This is a genomic window from Pedobacter caeni, from assembly GCF_900129215.1.
In the GTDB taxonomy this organism is placed as follows: Bacteria; Bacteroidota; Bacteroidia; order Sphingobacteriales; family Sphingobacteriaceae; genus Pedobacter; species Pedobacter caeni.
The window spans coordinates 20,032-34,128 of sequence record NZ_FQUQ01000001.1 but is presented as its reverse complement, the minus strand read 5'-3'; the positions used below and the strand labels follow the sequence as shown (position 1 = coordinate 34,128).

The window sequence follows — 14,097 nt, the reverse complement described above, 5'->3', positions numbered from 1 at the left end:
TATGGCAAATGAAGCCGGAAAACCAGAATTCTGGGAATCAGCCTTTGAAGAAAAACAAGAAATGTGGGGCTTTGAACCTTCAAAATCTGCCCTCCTGACCAGGGATTTTTTTGTTGAAAAATCGCTGAAGAATATCCTGATACCTGGAATTGGTTACGGAAGGAACGCGCAAATTTTTAAAGAAAGCGGGATAACTGTAACCGGAATTGAGATTTCTAAAACGGCGATTGAAATGGCGGAAAAACATTATGGAACAGATATGGTGATCCATCATGGTTCCGTAACCGATATGCCTTTTGATCAAAACCAATATGATGGGATCTTTTGCTATGCTTTAATTCATTTACTGGACAGCAGCGAAAGGGAAAAATTAATCCGTGATTGCTATGATCAACTGTCAGACGATGGCTACATGGTCTTTACCGTAATTTCGAAGGCAGCACATACCTACGGACAGGGCAAGCACATCAGCAAAGACCGTTACGAAATATTTGATGGGGTACAGATGTTCTTTTATGATGAGGAATCTATAAAATCAGAATTTAGCAAAGCCGGATTATTTGAAATTACAAGCATCAATGAAAGCCAGCCCTTCTTTCTGATCAAATGCCATAAAAATTAATTAAGTGCAAAAGAAATCATCAAATGCAATAAAAAAGGAGATCGTTAATGATCTCCTTTTTACGTTTTATCTTTCTGTTTTACGTTTTATCCTTCTGTGTCGTACACCGACACGATGTTCTCTCTTAAATTGTAGTGCGAAGCCATTACTTCTCCATACGCTCCTGTACTGCGCAAAGCAATCAGGTCACCACGGAAAGTTTCCGGCAATTCTACCTCTTTACCAAAGCAATCTGTGCTTTCACAAATCGGTCCAACCACATCGTATTTTAACGCATCAGCAACTGCAAGTTTAGAGATGTTTTCAATTTTATGGTAGGCCTGATACAATGCCGGTCTCATCAGCTCTGTCATCCCTGCATCTAAAATGATAAAGTTCTTTTTCTTTCCGTTTTTCACGTAAAGCACCCTGCTGATCAGTGAGGAACACTGACCTACCAATGCCCTTCCCAGTTCAAAATGTACCTCCTGGTTAGACCTTACTTCCAGAAAATCCTGGAATACTTTGAAATATGCAGCAAAATCAGGCACCTGTTGTTCCGGATTGTGGTAATCAATTCCTAAACCACCACCAACGTTTAACACCTTCACAATAAATCCACGTTCTTCAAACCATACTGCAAATTCGTTTACACGAACGCAAAGGTTTTTATACACATCCAGATTCGTGATCTGCGATCCGATATGGAAGTGAATCCCTATAAATTCAAGATTCGGGCTGTTTTTTAAAGTATCCGCACAGGCAGGTAAATCCCATGAATTTACCCCAAATTTATTCTCATCCAGTCCGGTGGTAATGTTATGGTGCGTATGTGCGTCCACATTTGGGTTGATCCTGATCGCCACCCTCGCTACTTTTCCTTTCTTTGCGGCCAGCTCATTGATCACTTCCAGCTCCTGAATAGACTCCACATTAAAGCAGAAAATGTCATGGTCCAGGGCGGCATTGATCTCGCGGTCGGATTTACCCACCCCCGCAAAAACAACCTGCTTTTTGTCGAAACCAATTTCAATCGCCTTGTTCACTTCTCCCCCGCTTACGCAGTCTGCACCAAAACCCACGGTTTTGATTTTTTGTAAAACTGCAGGATTGAAATTTGCTTTCATGGCATAGTGCACATGAAAATTATATACCTTAGCGGCCGCTGCGCAATCACTTAACGTTTTTTGCAGTAAAGTAAGGTCATAATAATAAAAGGGTGTTTCTAAATTTGCGAAACGTGCTATATCTTTATCGGAAAACATAATGTTCAAGTATCTGATTATATTTTTTATCGTTGTTTTGAGTTTAATCTATTTCGGCAATTATCTCGATTATAAGAACAAAAAGATGAGCAGTAAAGAGTACGACCGCAGGGTCAGGCTCTTTTTTGGACTGGTCATCATTCTCTTTGCCATTGTTGTCTGGTTAAGAAAACGGTAAACCCGTCTCCTATTCAAACAAACGGTTATGTAAACTCTTTAAAGCTTCCGTTTTATCCTTCGTATTGATCAGCAGGGAGATGTTGTAATTACTCCCTCCATAAGAGATCATCCGGATAGGAATGTGTTTAATCGAATCCAGTACGCGTGCTGCATAACCATGCTTATCTGCACTGAAATCACCTACTACACAAACGATGCTCTGGTCATTATCGATCTCTACTGAACCGAAAGCATGCAGCTCTTCTACTATTTTATCCAGGTTATCGGTAAAATCTATTGTCAAAGAAACGGCAACTTCGGAGGTGGTAATCATATCGATTGGCGTTTTATACCGCTCAAAGATTTCGAATACCCTTCTAAGGAAACCATAAGCCAGTAACATTCTACTTGACTGGATCTTGATGGCCGTAATGCCGTCTTTAGCAGCAATAGATTTGATCTTTCCTTTTTCACTGTCTGTAGAAATCAACGTTCCGGCAGCCTGTGGCTCCATTGTGTTCAATAAACGGACAGGGATCTTGTATTTTTGTGCCGGGAATACCGACTGTGGATGTAAAATCTTTGCCCCGAAATAAGCAAGCTCAGCAGCTTCATCAAATGAAAGATGAGAGATGGGCTTCGTACCTTTTACAATCCTCGGATCATTGTTGTGCATCCCGTCGATGTCTGTCCAGATCTGAACTTCTTCCGCCATAATTGCAGCACCAATCAAAGAAGCCGTATAATCACTTCCCCCACGACGCAGGTTGTCTACTTCACCAAAGCTGTTTCTGCAGATAAAACCCTGAGTGATGAACAATTTGTTTCCTTTATGCTGTTCCAGTAATGGCTGCAAATGCTTGGTACTGTAAGGAACATCCGGCTCATTGTCTTCGTCAATTTTCATGAAATCCAATGCAGGAAGCAATACGGATGGAACACCGATAGATTTCAGGTAAATATGGTACAAAGTAGTAGATAGCAATTCCCCTTGTGCAAGGACTACCTTCTCTTCGATCGGGGTAAAAATATCATTCACCAACGAGCTTAAGAAGCTGAAATGATAATCCACCACTTCCTGTCCCTGACCGCGGAATTCGCCTTCAGGTAATAGCTCAACTACAAACTCATTATATTTCTGGTTTAATGCGTTAATTAAACTTAACGCCACCTGTTTATCCTCCTTCAGAAGTTTGCTTGAAATTTCCACTAAACTATTGGTTGTGCCAGACACGGCCGACAGGACCACAATTTGCTCTTCGGCCGGATTTATGATATCCAGCAACTTTTTCATGCGCTCAGGGCTTCCAACGGAAGTTCCTCCAAACTTTAATATCTTCATTTAATTGAGGTAAGAATTTTATTTTTTGATAAATTGGCTATATACTTGTAATTGGGCGTGAAATTAAAAAAATCGCCGACATTTAATGCGAAATACACAAAATAAAATTTGGAATCATCAGTTTTAACCCTATAATATGCAATTAGAAGCCGCAACCTTAGACACCATCAACCAATGGCTTAATGGTAATTACGACACGAAAACAAAAGAAGAAATTCAACAGCTTTTAGACAAAGAAGCTTTTACGGAGCTGACAGACTCTTTTTACAGGAATCTGGAGTTCGGAACAGGTGGATTACGCGGGATCATGGGTGCAGGATCCAACAGGATCAATAAGTACACCATTGGAACGGCAACACAGGGATTGTGTAATTACCTGCTTCAAAAATACCCTGGCGAAAAGATTAAAGTAGCCATTGCGCACGACAGCCGTAACAATTCAGATTATTTCGCTGGCATTACTGCTGATGTATTTTCTGCCAACGGAATCCATGTTTATTTCTTCAAGGCATTGAGACCAACACCAGAACTTTCTTTTGCCATCAGAGAGCTGGGTTGCCGCAGTGGTGTGATGCTGACCGCCTCACACAACCCTAAAGAATACAATGGTTATAAAGCATATGGTGCAGATGGTGGACAATTCACTTCACCTGATGACACGATGGTAATGGATGAGGTGGCGAAAATCACAAACATCGATCAGGTAAAATTCGACCGTGTAGCGGCAAATATTGAACTGATCGGAGAAGAAATTGATCAGCTTTACCTGGATAAGATCACCGAACTATCGGTATCTCCGGAAGCCATCGCCCGCCAGAAAGACCTGAAAATCGTTTACTCTCCTATTCATGGTACCGGAATCACACTTGTACCTCAGGCATTGGCACAGTTTGGCTTTACCAACCTGACCCTGGTAGAAGAACAAAGTACACCGGATGGCAATTTCCCTACCGTGGTTTACCCAAATCCGGAAGAAAAAGAAGCCTTAACCCTGGCCCTTAAAAAAGCTGAAGAAATTGATGCCGACCTGGTACTGGCAACAGATCCTGATGCCGACAGAGTAGGTATCGCGGTAAAAAATAACGACGGACAATTTGTATTGCTGAATGGAAACCAAACCGGAAGCTTACTGATCAATTACCTGCTGAGTGCATGGGAAGAAAAAGGAAAACTAACCGGCGATCAGTACATTGTGAAAACCATTGTAACGAGTAACCTGATCGAAGAGATTGCGAAAAAGAAAAACGTCACCTTTTACAATACCCTAACCGGATTCAAATGGATCGGGCAACTCATGACCAGCCTGCAAGGCAAAAAGACCTTTATAGGTGGTGGTGAAGAAAGCTATGGCTACCTGATCGGCGAACTGGTGAGGGATAAAGATGCAATCGTTTCCTGTGCATTCATCTCTGAAATGACCGCTTTCTACAAAGATAAAGGCAGCAGTCTGTACAATGCCATGTTAGACATGTATGTAGAATACGGTTTGTATAAAGAAGAACTGGTTTCCATCACTAAAAAAGGAAAAACCGGAGCTGAAGAGATCAAAGCCATGATGGAAAAATTCAGAAACAACCCACCTGCTACCCTTGGCGGTGCTAAAGTGGCTACCCTGAAAGATTATGAGCTCGGTACAGAAACTGATTTAATCAGCGGAGAGAAAAAGAAACTTGAACTTCCGAAATCGGATGTATTGCAATTCATTACTGCTGATGGCAGCATTGTTTCAGCAAGACCTTCCGGAACAGAGCCTAAAATCAAGTTCTATTGCAGCGTAAACGCACCATTAAAAGATAAAGAAAGCTTTAAAGAAACGGATGCCAGACTTGGCGACAAAGTTAAAGCGATTATGAAAGATTTAGAGGCTTAAGCCTCTAAATCATCTTTCTATAAATTTAGTAGGTAAAATTACCTTACTTCTTTCAGTCTGGGGTAAAGATCTATCCACAGAAAGTTCCTGAAGAATGACATCAATGATCTTTTCAGCGATCTGTTCTATGGGTTGATCTACCACACTGATCGGAGGACTATGAATCCTGAATACATCCTGATCATCATAAGCCACAATCATGAAATCATCATTGATCGGTTTCTGAATGGTTTTGAAAAAGAATAAGCCCCTAACCGCGAGGTAGTTCGTAGAGAAAAACACTGCATCCAGCTGAGGATTCTCCTCAAATAACACCTTTAATCTTTCATTGGTATCTTCTTCTGTACTGTCGAAAGGGATTTTGACCAGCGTTTTCTCATTGGATTCAATGCCGTAATCTCTCAGCGCTTTCTGGTAACCCAGGAAACGGTTGTTGATCTGATCAACTTCTACATCTACCGTAACGAAGGCAATGTTTTTCTTTCCTTTTTTCAAGAGAAATTCTGCTGCCGAATAGCCTCCTTCAAAGTTGTCGACCACCACGTAATTGACATCAAGGTCAGGCAGATTCCGGTCAAAGATGACCACAGGAATCCGTTCTGCGAGCAATTGTTTAATGTCTTCTTCAATTCCCGGAACGGGTGCAATGATATAAGCATCAACTTTTCTCGACTTGAACATCTCGATCAGTTCTCTTGCTTTTACAGGATCATTCTCCGTACTGGAATAACTGATCTTATAACCTTTTTTATACGCTTTATCTTCAATAAGTCTGGCAATGGCCGAAAAAAACGGATTGGAAATATCCTCTACAATCAGACCAATGGTCTTTGTATTACCGGTTCTAAGACTTCTGGCCACCTGATTAGGCTTAAAGCCCAGCTCCAGAATGATCTCTTCGACCCGCTTAATGACCTCCTTACTGATGCGCATCTTTTCGGCTTTACCATTTAAGATAAAGGAAACGGTAGTGATCGATACTTCTGCTCTCTTAGCAATATCTTTAATAGATGGAGGTTTCATTCGTTAATTAATTTACCGCCAATCTATAGAATTAATTGTTAATCTCCTCAAAATATTTACCTGCAATTTTAACAAAAGCATCTTCATTGAGTGGTTTATGCATATATGTTACAATCTCTTTATTCTCAGAAGCCATTAATTCATCGTCAGGATTCAAAGAAGTGGTCAGCATGATCACGATTGTCCTTGCTTTATGTGCTGCATCGATTTTCCCATATTCTTCCATAAAATCCCAGCCACTCATTCCGGGCATATTGATGTCCAGGAAAATAATTCCCGGCCTTAAGGTATCGTCGTGCTCATACTTCCCTGAAAAGGTGAGGTAATCCAGTGCTTCCTGTGCCGAAGTGATCGATTTGACATTCACTTCGATATTGGTATTCTGAACGATTCTCCGATGGATGTAATTTGTTGGGACATCATCATCTACCAGCAATACACAATTTAAATTCTTAAATTTTTTCATAGGGGTACATTGTTTTTCAGACTAAAACAAAAAGTGCTGCCTTGATTTAAGACAGATTTCACAAAGATCTCCCCCCCATGGAGTTCTACAATTTTTTTACAATGAGAAAGCCCGATTCCATGACCTTCATAATCCTCATGGCTATGCAGGCGTTGAAAAATGGAAAAGATCTTCTCCTTATACTTCGCTTCTATCCCGATTCCATTATCGCTGAAATCGAAGTTCCAGTATTGATCGTCCTCTGTAGCCATAATCTGGATTTTTGGAAGCACATCCTTTTTTCTGAATTTCAGCGAGTTGCTGATCAGGTGATGAAAAAGTTGTTTTAATTCAGCAGCATAACCATAAACCTCCGGCAGATGGTCGTACTCAATCGTCAATCCGGAAGCTGCAATCTTTTCAGAAAGCTCCAGCTTCAGCGTTTCCAGTAAAAAATTACAATTCACACGTTCCCTGGGGGCGGGCGCTCCCAGTCTGGCATAATCCAGTAAACCTTTGATGAGATATTTCATCTTCTCTGTGGACTCACAGATGTATTTGAGATATAATTCGCCGTTTTCATCAAACAGCTCCCCGTAATCTTTTCTTAATAACCCTATAAAATTATTGACTGTCAGGAGTGGCTCCTGCAAGTCATGAGAAGCAATATATACGAATTGCTCCAGCTCCTTATTTCTGAATTCCAATAAGCGTGCATATTCTTTAAGTGCCTTTTCCGCGTTCAATTTATCGGTCAGGTCGCGGGTAAACTTAGAGAAGCCCATGACCTCATTGTCGTCATCATAGATGGTGGTAATGGTCACATGAGCCCAGAATAATTTCCCATCTTTCCTTACCCTCCATCCCCTGTGCTGCACCTTTCCTTTCAATAGCGCTTCTTCCAGCAAAAGATCCGGAATTCTGTTCTTCCTCGCTTCTTCCGTATAAAAAACCCTGAAATCCAAGCCAATAATTTCTTCTGAGGAATATCCTTTCATCTTTTCAGCTCCTTTATTCCAGCTGCCAACATTTCCATGTCGATCAAGAAACAGAATTGCATAATCCTCTATTTCGCCCAGCATTTTTAATAGCAGAGGTTGAGGATTGCTTAAATTATTTTGCATTTATCAGGGACAGTTTTTCTCTCATGATATTCAAAAGTCAAGCCACATACCTAAAAACAGGTAGTAATACCTATTTGTAGGTATTTTCTGATCAGTATGGCAAATATTGTCCTTCTTTTTTCCCCAAGTGGGGAATTGCATGCTATCCCCTAATTCCGGGTTTGCCCATCCCCTCTTACAATCCACTTTTCTGTGACCAGTTTTTCCAATGCAAAAGGTCCTCTTGCATGGAGTTTTTGGGTAGATATTCCGATCTCCGCACCCAGCCCAAACACCTGTCCGTCAGTAAACCTGGTAGAGGCATTTAAGTAAACTACGGCGGCATCTACTTCCTCCAGAAAACGTTCTGCAGAACCGGCATTTTCAGTGACGATGGCTTCCGAATGTTTAGAAGAAAAATCAGAAATATGAGCCAGCGCTTCTTCTATATTCTTTACGATTTTAACCGAACATTTATAGTCCAGAAACTCCCGCCCGAAATCTTCCGGAGCAGCAAGAACAAGCTGAGGGTAATTCGTTTTACTCAGGATACTGAACGCTCTTTCATCGGCAAAGATCTCGACTTTTCCTGTGGCCAGTAAAGGCGATAAGATCTGCAGAAAATCATCCGCAACCGCTTCGTCTATCAATACAGTATCCAGTGCATTACAAACCGAGGGACGGGATACTTTTGCATTGAAAACGATTTCAGCTCCTTCTTTCAGTTTCGCAGAGGTTTCGATATAGGTATGACATACACCCGCACCGGTTTCTATCACCGGAACCAGTGCATTTTTACGCACAAAGTCAATCAGTTCATTGGAACCCCGTGGAATGATCACATCAATGTATTTCTCCGCTTTGAGGATGTCCAGAATATATTTACGATCAGCAGGTAATTGCTGCACTACATTCTTATCTATCCCTGATGAAGTCAATACCTCCTGAATGAGGGAAACAAGGAAAAGGTTGGTATGATACGCATCTTGTCCGCCTCTCAGCAGGCAAACGTTTCCAGACCGGATACAAAGCGCCGCCACATCTATCGTCACATTTGGTCTGGACTCATAAATCACACCTACCACACCAAGGGCTACCGTTTTCTTTTGGATAAAGAGTCCGTTTGCCATGGTTTGCTCAGAGAGCAACTGGTTTGTAGGATCTGGTAAAGCCGCCACATCCCGAAGGCTCTCTGCCAGTGCCAGGATCCTTGCTTCGTTTAAGAGCAAACGGTCCTTTTTAGGATCTGTATCCGGCATTTTTTGCAGGTCTTTAAGGTTCTCCGTGATGATTTCTGCTGATTTCCCGGCGATCACCTTTGCCAGCCTGATCAGGATTTCCTGACGGTCATTATCACTTAAAGAAGCGATGGAGTATCTTGCTTTTTTAGCGTTGATCAATTGACTTTCTATAGTTTCCATTTGCTGCTTATAAGATCACGATGTCACTGGCATTGGCAATTTCCAGGTTATGTTGTTTTGAATCCTTCAATATGGCTGCTGAACTTTCTTTTGCCCTGGCCAGCGCCACTATATTTTTTTCCGCATCGATCACCTCGAAGATCTCTCCGTTACCGAATTGTTCCACAACAGCCACGACACCTACCGCCAGCAAGCTTTTGCGTTTCCTGATCGCCTCACATGCGCCCTCATCAACCATCAATCTGCCCGTTACCAGACTGCCGCTGGCCAGCCATTTATTTCTGGCAGAAATGGAACAGTTTTTTGGTGTACAGGAAGTTCCTGTTTTCTCCTGAACTGCATCCAGAATACCATTCACGGTACGGATGCCAAAAATCACGACTTTAATCCCCATGGTCGAAGCCAAATGGGCAAAAGTCAGCTTAGAGACCATCCCACCAAGGCCGAGGTCAGAGGTTTTCTTATTGGCCAGAGAAAAAACATCGCTATTGATGGAGTCAATCTTGTCGATCACCTTGCCATCCTTATCCAATACCCCAGGCACAGAGGTGCCCAGTAAGATCAGTGAGGCTCCAAAACCGACCCCCAGCAAAGTAGCCAGCTCATCATTATCAGAGAACTTAAGTTCCAGATCACTCACCACATCGTTCTCATTGGCAATAGGAATCACCCCGTTTTTCCATAATTCCTCATAAGTATCCTTCAATTGCAGGAATTGGGTTCTATTTGAGAAATGTCTGCGCTCACATAAGCTCTGCGCCATCTGAATGCCATAAGGATGAAAATGTTTGGAATAGGTGTTTAACAGAATGGGGTTACCGATAGCGGCCGCAGCCTTTCTTTCGGAGATCTTCCCTTTGTAACTTTTCAGGTATTGCTTTCCTGCAGCAACGGCGCCCGAGGAAACCAGAATTAACCGGTAATCTTTGGCCAGTTTTGCTACCTGGGCAGCAACATCAGCAATTACCCCCTCATCAAGTTCTCCTTTCGAAGTGGTGATGGAGGCTGTGCCTAATTTCAAAACAAGTATCGGCTTATTCATTGGTTTGGGGTTGAGATTTTTTTGGTGCCCCAAAATAAGAATTTTACCTCATTTTTTCATCCGGATTTATTGTTTTTAGAAGTTACAAAGAAATCCAGGCTTCATTTGAAACATTTTTCAGATGATCACAAAAAATACAGCCACAAAACCGCAAAAAGAAACATTTTTTCTATATTTAATGCTGAATAAAAACTTAAAAACAACAATTAACATGCCTGGCAGAGAAGATAACCTGAAGATCAATTTCAAAATTGCCTCCACTGACCATGAATTTGAGCAAATTCTGACTTTACAAAGAAATAATCACCTTACTGCAGTACAGGAAATGAACCAGGAAAATCAAGGTTTTGTATTTGCGCAACATACACTTGAACTGCTGAAGGAAATGGCCGCGGAAGAACCTCAGGTAATCGCCATCAATCAGGGTCAGGTTATCGGTTACAATTTAGCCATGCCCCTGGCTTTCCGTAATAAAATTCCTTCTTTAATTCCTATGTTTAAGGAATTTGATAAAGTCAGCTATAAAGGCAAGGCATTAAATGAGTATCGCTATATCGTGGGCGGGCAGGTTTGTGTATCTTCTGATTTCAGAGGATTAGGCTTATTGAACAGGCTTTACACAGAAACAAAGAACCTGCTTAAGGATCGCTATGAGCTCTGTGTTACAGAAATTGTATCCAGAAATTTAGTCTCTATGAAATCACACCTGAAGGCAGGATTTATACTCGCAAGTTCTTACCATGATGGTTCAGAGCATTGGAATATCGTACTGCAGGAATACTAGTTTTTAATCAGAACAGAGGTCAGGTAAAAAGAATCCGCATGGTACACCTGGAGAAAAACCTCAGACCTGGAATAAGAAAGAGCCTGAGGTTTTTCGGGTATGCTTAAACTAATGAAGCATCCAGTGTAATTTCCATATTATAGGCTTTACTTACCGGGCAATTCGCTTTTGCACCAGCAGTAATCTCCTGAAACTGATCTTCAGTGATTCCCGGAACGCTTGCTTTTAACACCAGGTGTGAGCTCGTAATCACGCCATTATCCAGAGATATGGTGGCTTTGGTTTCTAAAGATCCCGGAGTAAAACCAGCTTCAGTCAGGTCAAGACTCAGTTTCATGGTAAAACAACCGGCATGTGCAGCGGCCATTAATTCTTCCGGATTGGTACCTATCCCATCTGCAAAACGGCTGTTAAAAGAGTATTGCGTCTGGTCTAAGACTTTACTATCCGTACTCAGGTGGCCCGCACCTTCTTTGATTGTGCCATTCCAAACGGCTGTTGCATTACGTTTCATATTTTATCTGTTTTTAGGGTGGTTATTTAGCAAATTCATCAAGTACAGAAACTGCTCCGGTAAAGCAAATATCTGTACCCATTAAATAAGGGAAATTTGTATCTGTTCCCTTCCGAATAAATTTACGAATTTTGTCGTTAATTCAATTTAAGCAAGATGTTAAAAAATATGCAGATACTTCCTTCCACTATACATGATATTGACCAGATTTTCGAATTGTACGATGCGGCTATCGCTTTTCAAAAAACTGTATTCAATAAACAATGGCAGGGCTTTGAACGTAGCCTGATTGAGCGGGAACTGAAGGAAGAAAGACAATGGAAAATTCAGATTGACGGAAAGACTGCCTGTATTTTTGCCATAGATTTTAATGACCCCCTGATCTGGAAAGAAAAAGATGTGGATCCGGCCATTTACCTCCACCGCATTGTAACGAATCCGGAATTCAGAGGCGCTAATTTTGTCAATGAGATTGTGACCTGGGCACATACTTTTGCTGCCGGAAAAGACAAAGAATACATCCGGATGGACACCTGGGGAGATAATCCCAGACTGATTGCTTACTATGTAAAGTGTGGATTCAACTATCTGGGCAATATTATTCCTGAGGCATCTAACATTCTCCCAAAACATTATGAAAACATTGAACTGGCTCTTTTTGAGATTCCGGTTGAGAAAAAATAAAAAAGGGAAGAAGCTAAATATGCCTCTTCCCATCCCCCCACAAATCTAAGTTATAGTTGCCGTTAGTGTATTATTACTGATCGCTGTCGCATATATTTTCAAGGTTCTGGTATTACCGGTTGTGTTCTGAGGTCCCTGAAGCACCGTACCGTTTGTACTGTATTCAGAAAAATGCAACTGGCACTGAATCTTATTTAAGGCCTGCTTCCAGACCAACGATCCTTGTTGATGCGGACAGAGCGCTTCAGTAGCGACAAATGCACTGCTGGTATTTCCGGCAGCCACTCTAAAAAACAATACCCCGTTTGCCGTAGCCTGATCGCCAACAGCCAGCAATTGGGAAGCCAGGTTAACAGAAGCTGTGCTTCCGCCTGGGTTTGGATTGGGGTTAGGTTCTGGCGTACCAGTATCGCCCTTCCCACCACATCCCTGAAAGCAGGACCCAGAGCATACCAGTGCCAGCCCAAATCCTAATGATTTGATAAATTCATCACGTTCCATAATTTTTGGTTTTAGTTTAGCAGATATCTAATAGTCTTTGATGTTATTTGTCCAGGTCATAGCGTATTTTTAAAGAAATTCCACTTGATTTCAGGTTCACTCTACCTTCACCAACCCCCGTTAAAGGTATTTTAACGAAAGGTTCCACCCCTATTTTAAATTTTTCTGTTTTAAGCTTGATAAAGTAGGTTGCAGAAAGATCAACTACACCGAACAGGTGCTGGTTGGCATTTCTTCTCTCTACTAAACGGTCCGGCATGCCTGAAGACTGCGTATATTTAAACGTATAATCTTCCTTCAGCATCAGGTAACTCGACAGCCCCAGGTTCAGGTCTATGCTTCGTTGCCTGTCCTCCATCACGGTATAAGAGGCGATCACCGGAATTTCAAGTACAGCACAGGTCGCATCAATACCGGAAATCATTCCCTGAAACTGAGGGTTTTTAAAACGATAAGCATAGCTATCTGTTGCATAATCTTTAGCACTGTATTTAAGTCCCGTTTGCAGCCTGAAATTCTTTGCTATCCCCATGCTAAAAGTCAGGCCTGCACTAAAGCCACCTTTCCCTCCGATTAAAGAACCTGCGGAATTGAATTCAGGCCCGGCACTTAAAGCGAGGCTCATTGGGATTGCTTTTTTGATCAGGGGTTTTACTTTCAGTTTTTCCCGCTCTTTTTCCTGTGTAATCTGAACCTCTGCATTCTGTTTATTCGAAGCCGCCTCCACATCTTTATTTGCAGCAATCAGCTTATCCTCTTTTACGACCGAACCTGGACTCAAAGAAAGGGCTATAGCCGGAGGTTGAAGCAGTCCTTTAGTGATACTTAGATTATGCTGCTCTAAAGCGGACAGATTTCTATTTACACGAGTTTCAGATCCAGCGGCAAAAAAATGATTTTCCTTTACAGCCAGAAGATGGTTATTTTGAAGACCATTGTTATGGTCTGTGCTTTGAAGGCCAATACCCAGATCTCCGTTCGGCAGAACCAGCGTATCTTTTGACAAAACTGATGCTTCTTTTGTCACCACCACAGTATCTCCTGATACCGCCATCTTACCTGTATTTTTTCCTTTTTCCCCCGTTCCTGCAAGCTCAGTCCTGGCTTTACCCGACGGTTTTTTATCAAAAGAATAATAGCCGATCAATCCAATTAAAAGCAATAGCGACAATACCACACTTCCCTTCCTGAACAGAACAATACGCTCCCTCCTCCTCAACTTCCGCTCCATTTTGTCCCATGCTGCCTCCTCAAACTGAGGATCAGCATCAAACACCCTTTCCCTGAAGGCGGCATCAAACTCGTTATCGTCTAATTCCATATTGGTGTTTTAACTAGATTCA

At 41.9% G+C, this 14,097-nt stretch carries 15 protein-coding genes; 5 read left to right on the top strand and 10 right to left on the bottom strand.

All coding sequences use genetic code 11. The annotated features are described in order from the left end of the window. Window position 1: 1 nt before the first annotated feature. A complete protein-coding gene (locus tag BUC20_RS00155; protein WP_073225891.1) occupies window positions 2-622 on the top strand; it encodes a class I SAM-dependent methyltransferase in 621 nt (206 codons plus the stop codon). Window positions 623-708: 86 nt separating this feature from the next. Here BUC20_RS00155 and lysA read toward each other — a convergent pair whose 3' ends face one another. Further along, window positions 709-1,866, bottom strand: coding sequence for a diaminopimelate decarboxylase (gene lysA / locus BUC20_RS00150; protein WP_073225889.1), 1,158 nt, complete (start codon window positions 1,864-1,866; stop codon window positions 709-711). Between the two features lies 1 nt (window position 1,867). Between lysA and BUC20_RS33845 the strand changes: the two genes are divergently transcribed. Then, window positions 1,868-2,044 carry a hypothetical protein gene (locus BUC20_RS33845; protein ID WP_159441017.1) on the top strand — a complete coding sequence of 59 codons (177 nt, stop codon included), beginning with the start codon at window positions 1,868-1,870 and terminating at the stop codon, window positions 2,042-2,044. Window positions 2,045-2,053: 9 nt separating this feature from the next. Here the strand turns inward: BUC20_RS33845 and BUC20_RS00145 are convergent, their stop codons facing one another. Beyond that, the gene (locus BUC20_RS00145) at window positions 2,054-3,367 is read right to left on the bottom strand and encodes an aspartate kinase (protein WP_073225886.1); all 1,314 of its coding nucleotides are present in this window, start codon (window positions 3,365-3,367) and stop codon (window positions 2,054-2,056) included. 136 nt (window positions 3,368-3,503) lie between these two features. On the opposite strand from BUC20_RS00145, the gene BUC20_RS00140 reads away from it, so the two are divergent. After that, window positions 3,504-5,237 carry a phospho-sugar mutase gene (locus tag BUC20_RS00140; protein WP_073225883.1) on the top strand — a complete coding sequence of 578 codons (1,734 nt, stop codon included), beginning with the start codon at window positions 3,504-3,506 and terminating at the stop codon, window positions 5,235-5,237. A 9-nt stretch (window positions 5,238-5,246) separates the two neighbouring features. On the opposite strand, the gene BUC20_RS00135 is transcribed toward BUC20_RS00140, so the two are convergent. From BUC20_RS00135 to proB, 5 genes are all read right to left on the bottom strand, one after another. Continuing rightward, window positions 5,247-6,260, bottom strand: coding sequence for a LacI family DNA-binding transcriptional regulator (locus tag BUC20_RS00135; RefSeq protein WP_073225880.1), 1,014 nt, complete (start codon window positions 6,258-6,260; stop codon window positions 5,247-5,249). 31 nt (window positions 6,261-6,291) lie between these two features. Then, the gene (locus BUC20_RS00130) at window positions 6,292-6,726 is read right to left on the bottom strand and encodes a response regulator (RefSeq protein WP_073225878.1); all 435 of its coding nucleotides are present in this window, start codon (window positions 6,724-6,726) and stop codon (window positions 6,292-6,294) included. Then, window positions 6,723-7,829 carry a sensor histidine kinase gene (locus tag BUC20_RS00125; protein WP_234994409.1) on the bottom strand — a complete coding sequence of 369 codons (1,107 nt, stop codon included), beginning with the start codon at window positions 7,827-7,829 and terminating at the stop codon, window positions 6,723-6,725. Before BUC20_RS00125 ends, BUC20_RS00130 begins: the two co-directional genes overlap by 4 nt. Window positions 7,830-7,978: 149 nt before the next feature. After that, the gene (locus tag BUC20_RS00120) at window positions 7,979-9,229 is read right to left on the bottom strand and encodes a glutamate-5-semialdehyde dehydrogenase (protein WP_073225875.1); all 1,251 of its coding nucleotides are present in this window, start codon (window positions 9,227-9,229) and stop codon (window positions 7,979-7,981) included. Between the two features lie 7 nt (window positions 9,230-9,236). Beyond that, the gene (proB, locus tag BUC20_RS00115; RefSeq protein WP_073225873.1) at window positions 9,237-10,271 is read right to left on the bottom strand and encodes a glutamate 5-kinase; all 1,035 of its coding nucleotides are present in this window, start codon (window positions 10,269-10,271) and stop codon (window positions 9,237-9,239) included. Between the two features lie 211 nt (window positions 10,272-10,482). Between proB and BUC20_RS00110 the strand changes: the two genes are divergently transcribed. Next, window positions 10,483-11,055 (top strand): GNAT family N-acetyltransferase, encoded by a 573-nt coding sequence (locus tag BUC20_RS00110; RefSeq protein WP_143166647.1) that lies wholly within the window; start codon window positions 10,483-10,485, stop codon window positions 11,053-11,055. 103 nt (window positions 11,056-11,158) lie between these two features. On the opposite strand, the gene BUC20_RS00105 is transcribed toward BUC20_RS00110, so the two are convergent. Further along, window positions 11,159-11,569 (bottom strand): OsmC family protein, encoded by a 411-nt coding sequence (locus BUC20_RS00105; protein WP_073225871.1) that lies wholly within the window; start codon window positions 11,567-11,569, stop codon window positions 11,159-11,161. Between the two features lie 168 nt (window positions 11,570-11,737). Between BUC20_RS00105 and BUC20_RS00100 the strand changes: the two genes are divergently transcribed. Further along, window positions 11,738-12,253 carry a GNAT family N-acetyltransferase gene (locus BUC20_RS00100; RefSeq protein ID WP_073229266.1) on the top strand — a complete coding sequence of 172 codons (516 nt, stop codon included), beginning with the start codon at window positions 11,738-11,740 and terminating at the stop codon, window positions 12,251-12,253. A gap of 45 nt (window positions 12,254-12,298) precedes the next feature. Here BUC20_RS00100 and BUC20_RS00095 read toward each other — a convergent pair whose 3' ends face one another. Beyond that, entirely contained in the window at window positions 12,299-12,754 is a 456-nt protein-coding gene (locus BUC20_RS00095; protein ID WP_073225868.1) for a QcrA and Rieske domain-containing protein, read from the bottom strand. A gap of 43 nt (window positions 12,755-12,797) precedes the next feature. Continuing rightward, window positions 12,798-14,075, bottom strand: a complete 1,278-nt coding sequence (locus tag BUC20_RS00090) for a hypothetical protein (protein ID WP_073225865.1) — start codon at window positions 14,073-14,075, stop codon at window positions 12,798-12,800. Between the last annotated feature and the right edge of the window lie 22 nt (window positions 14,076-14,097).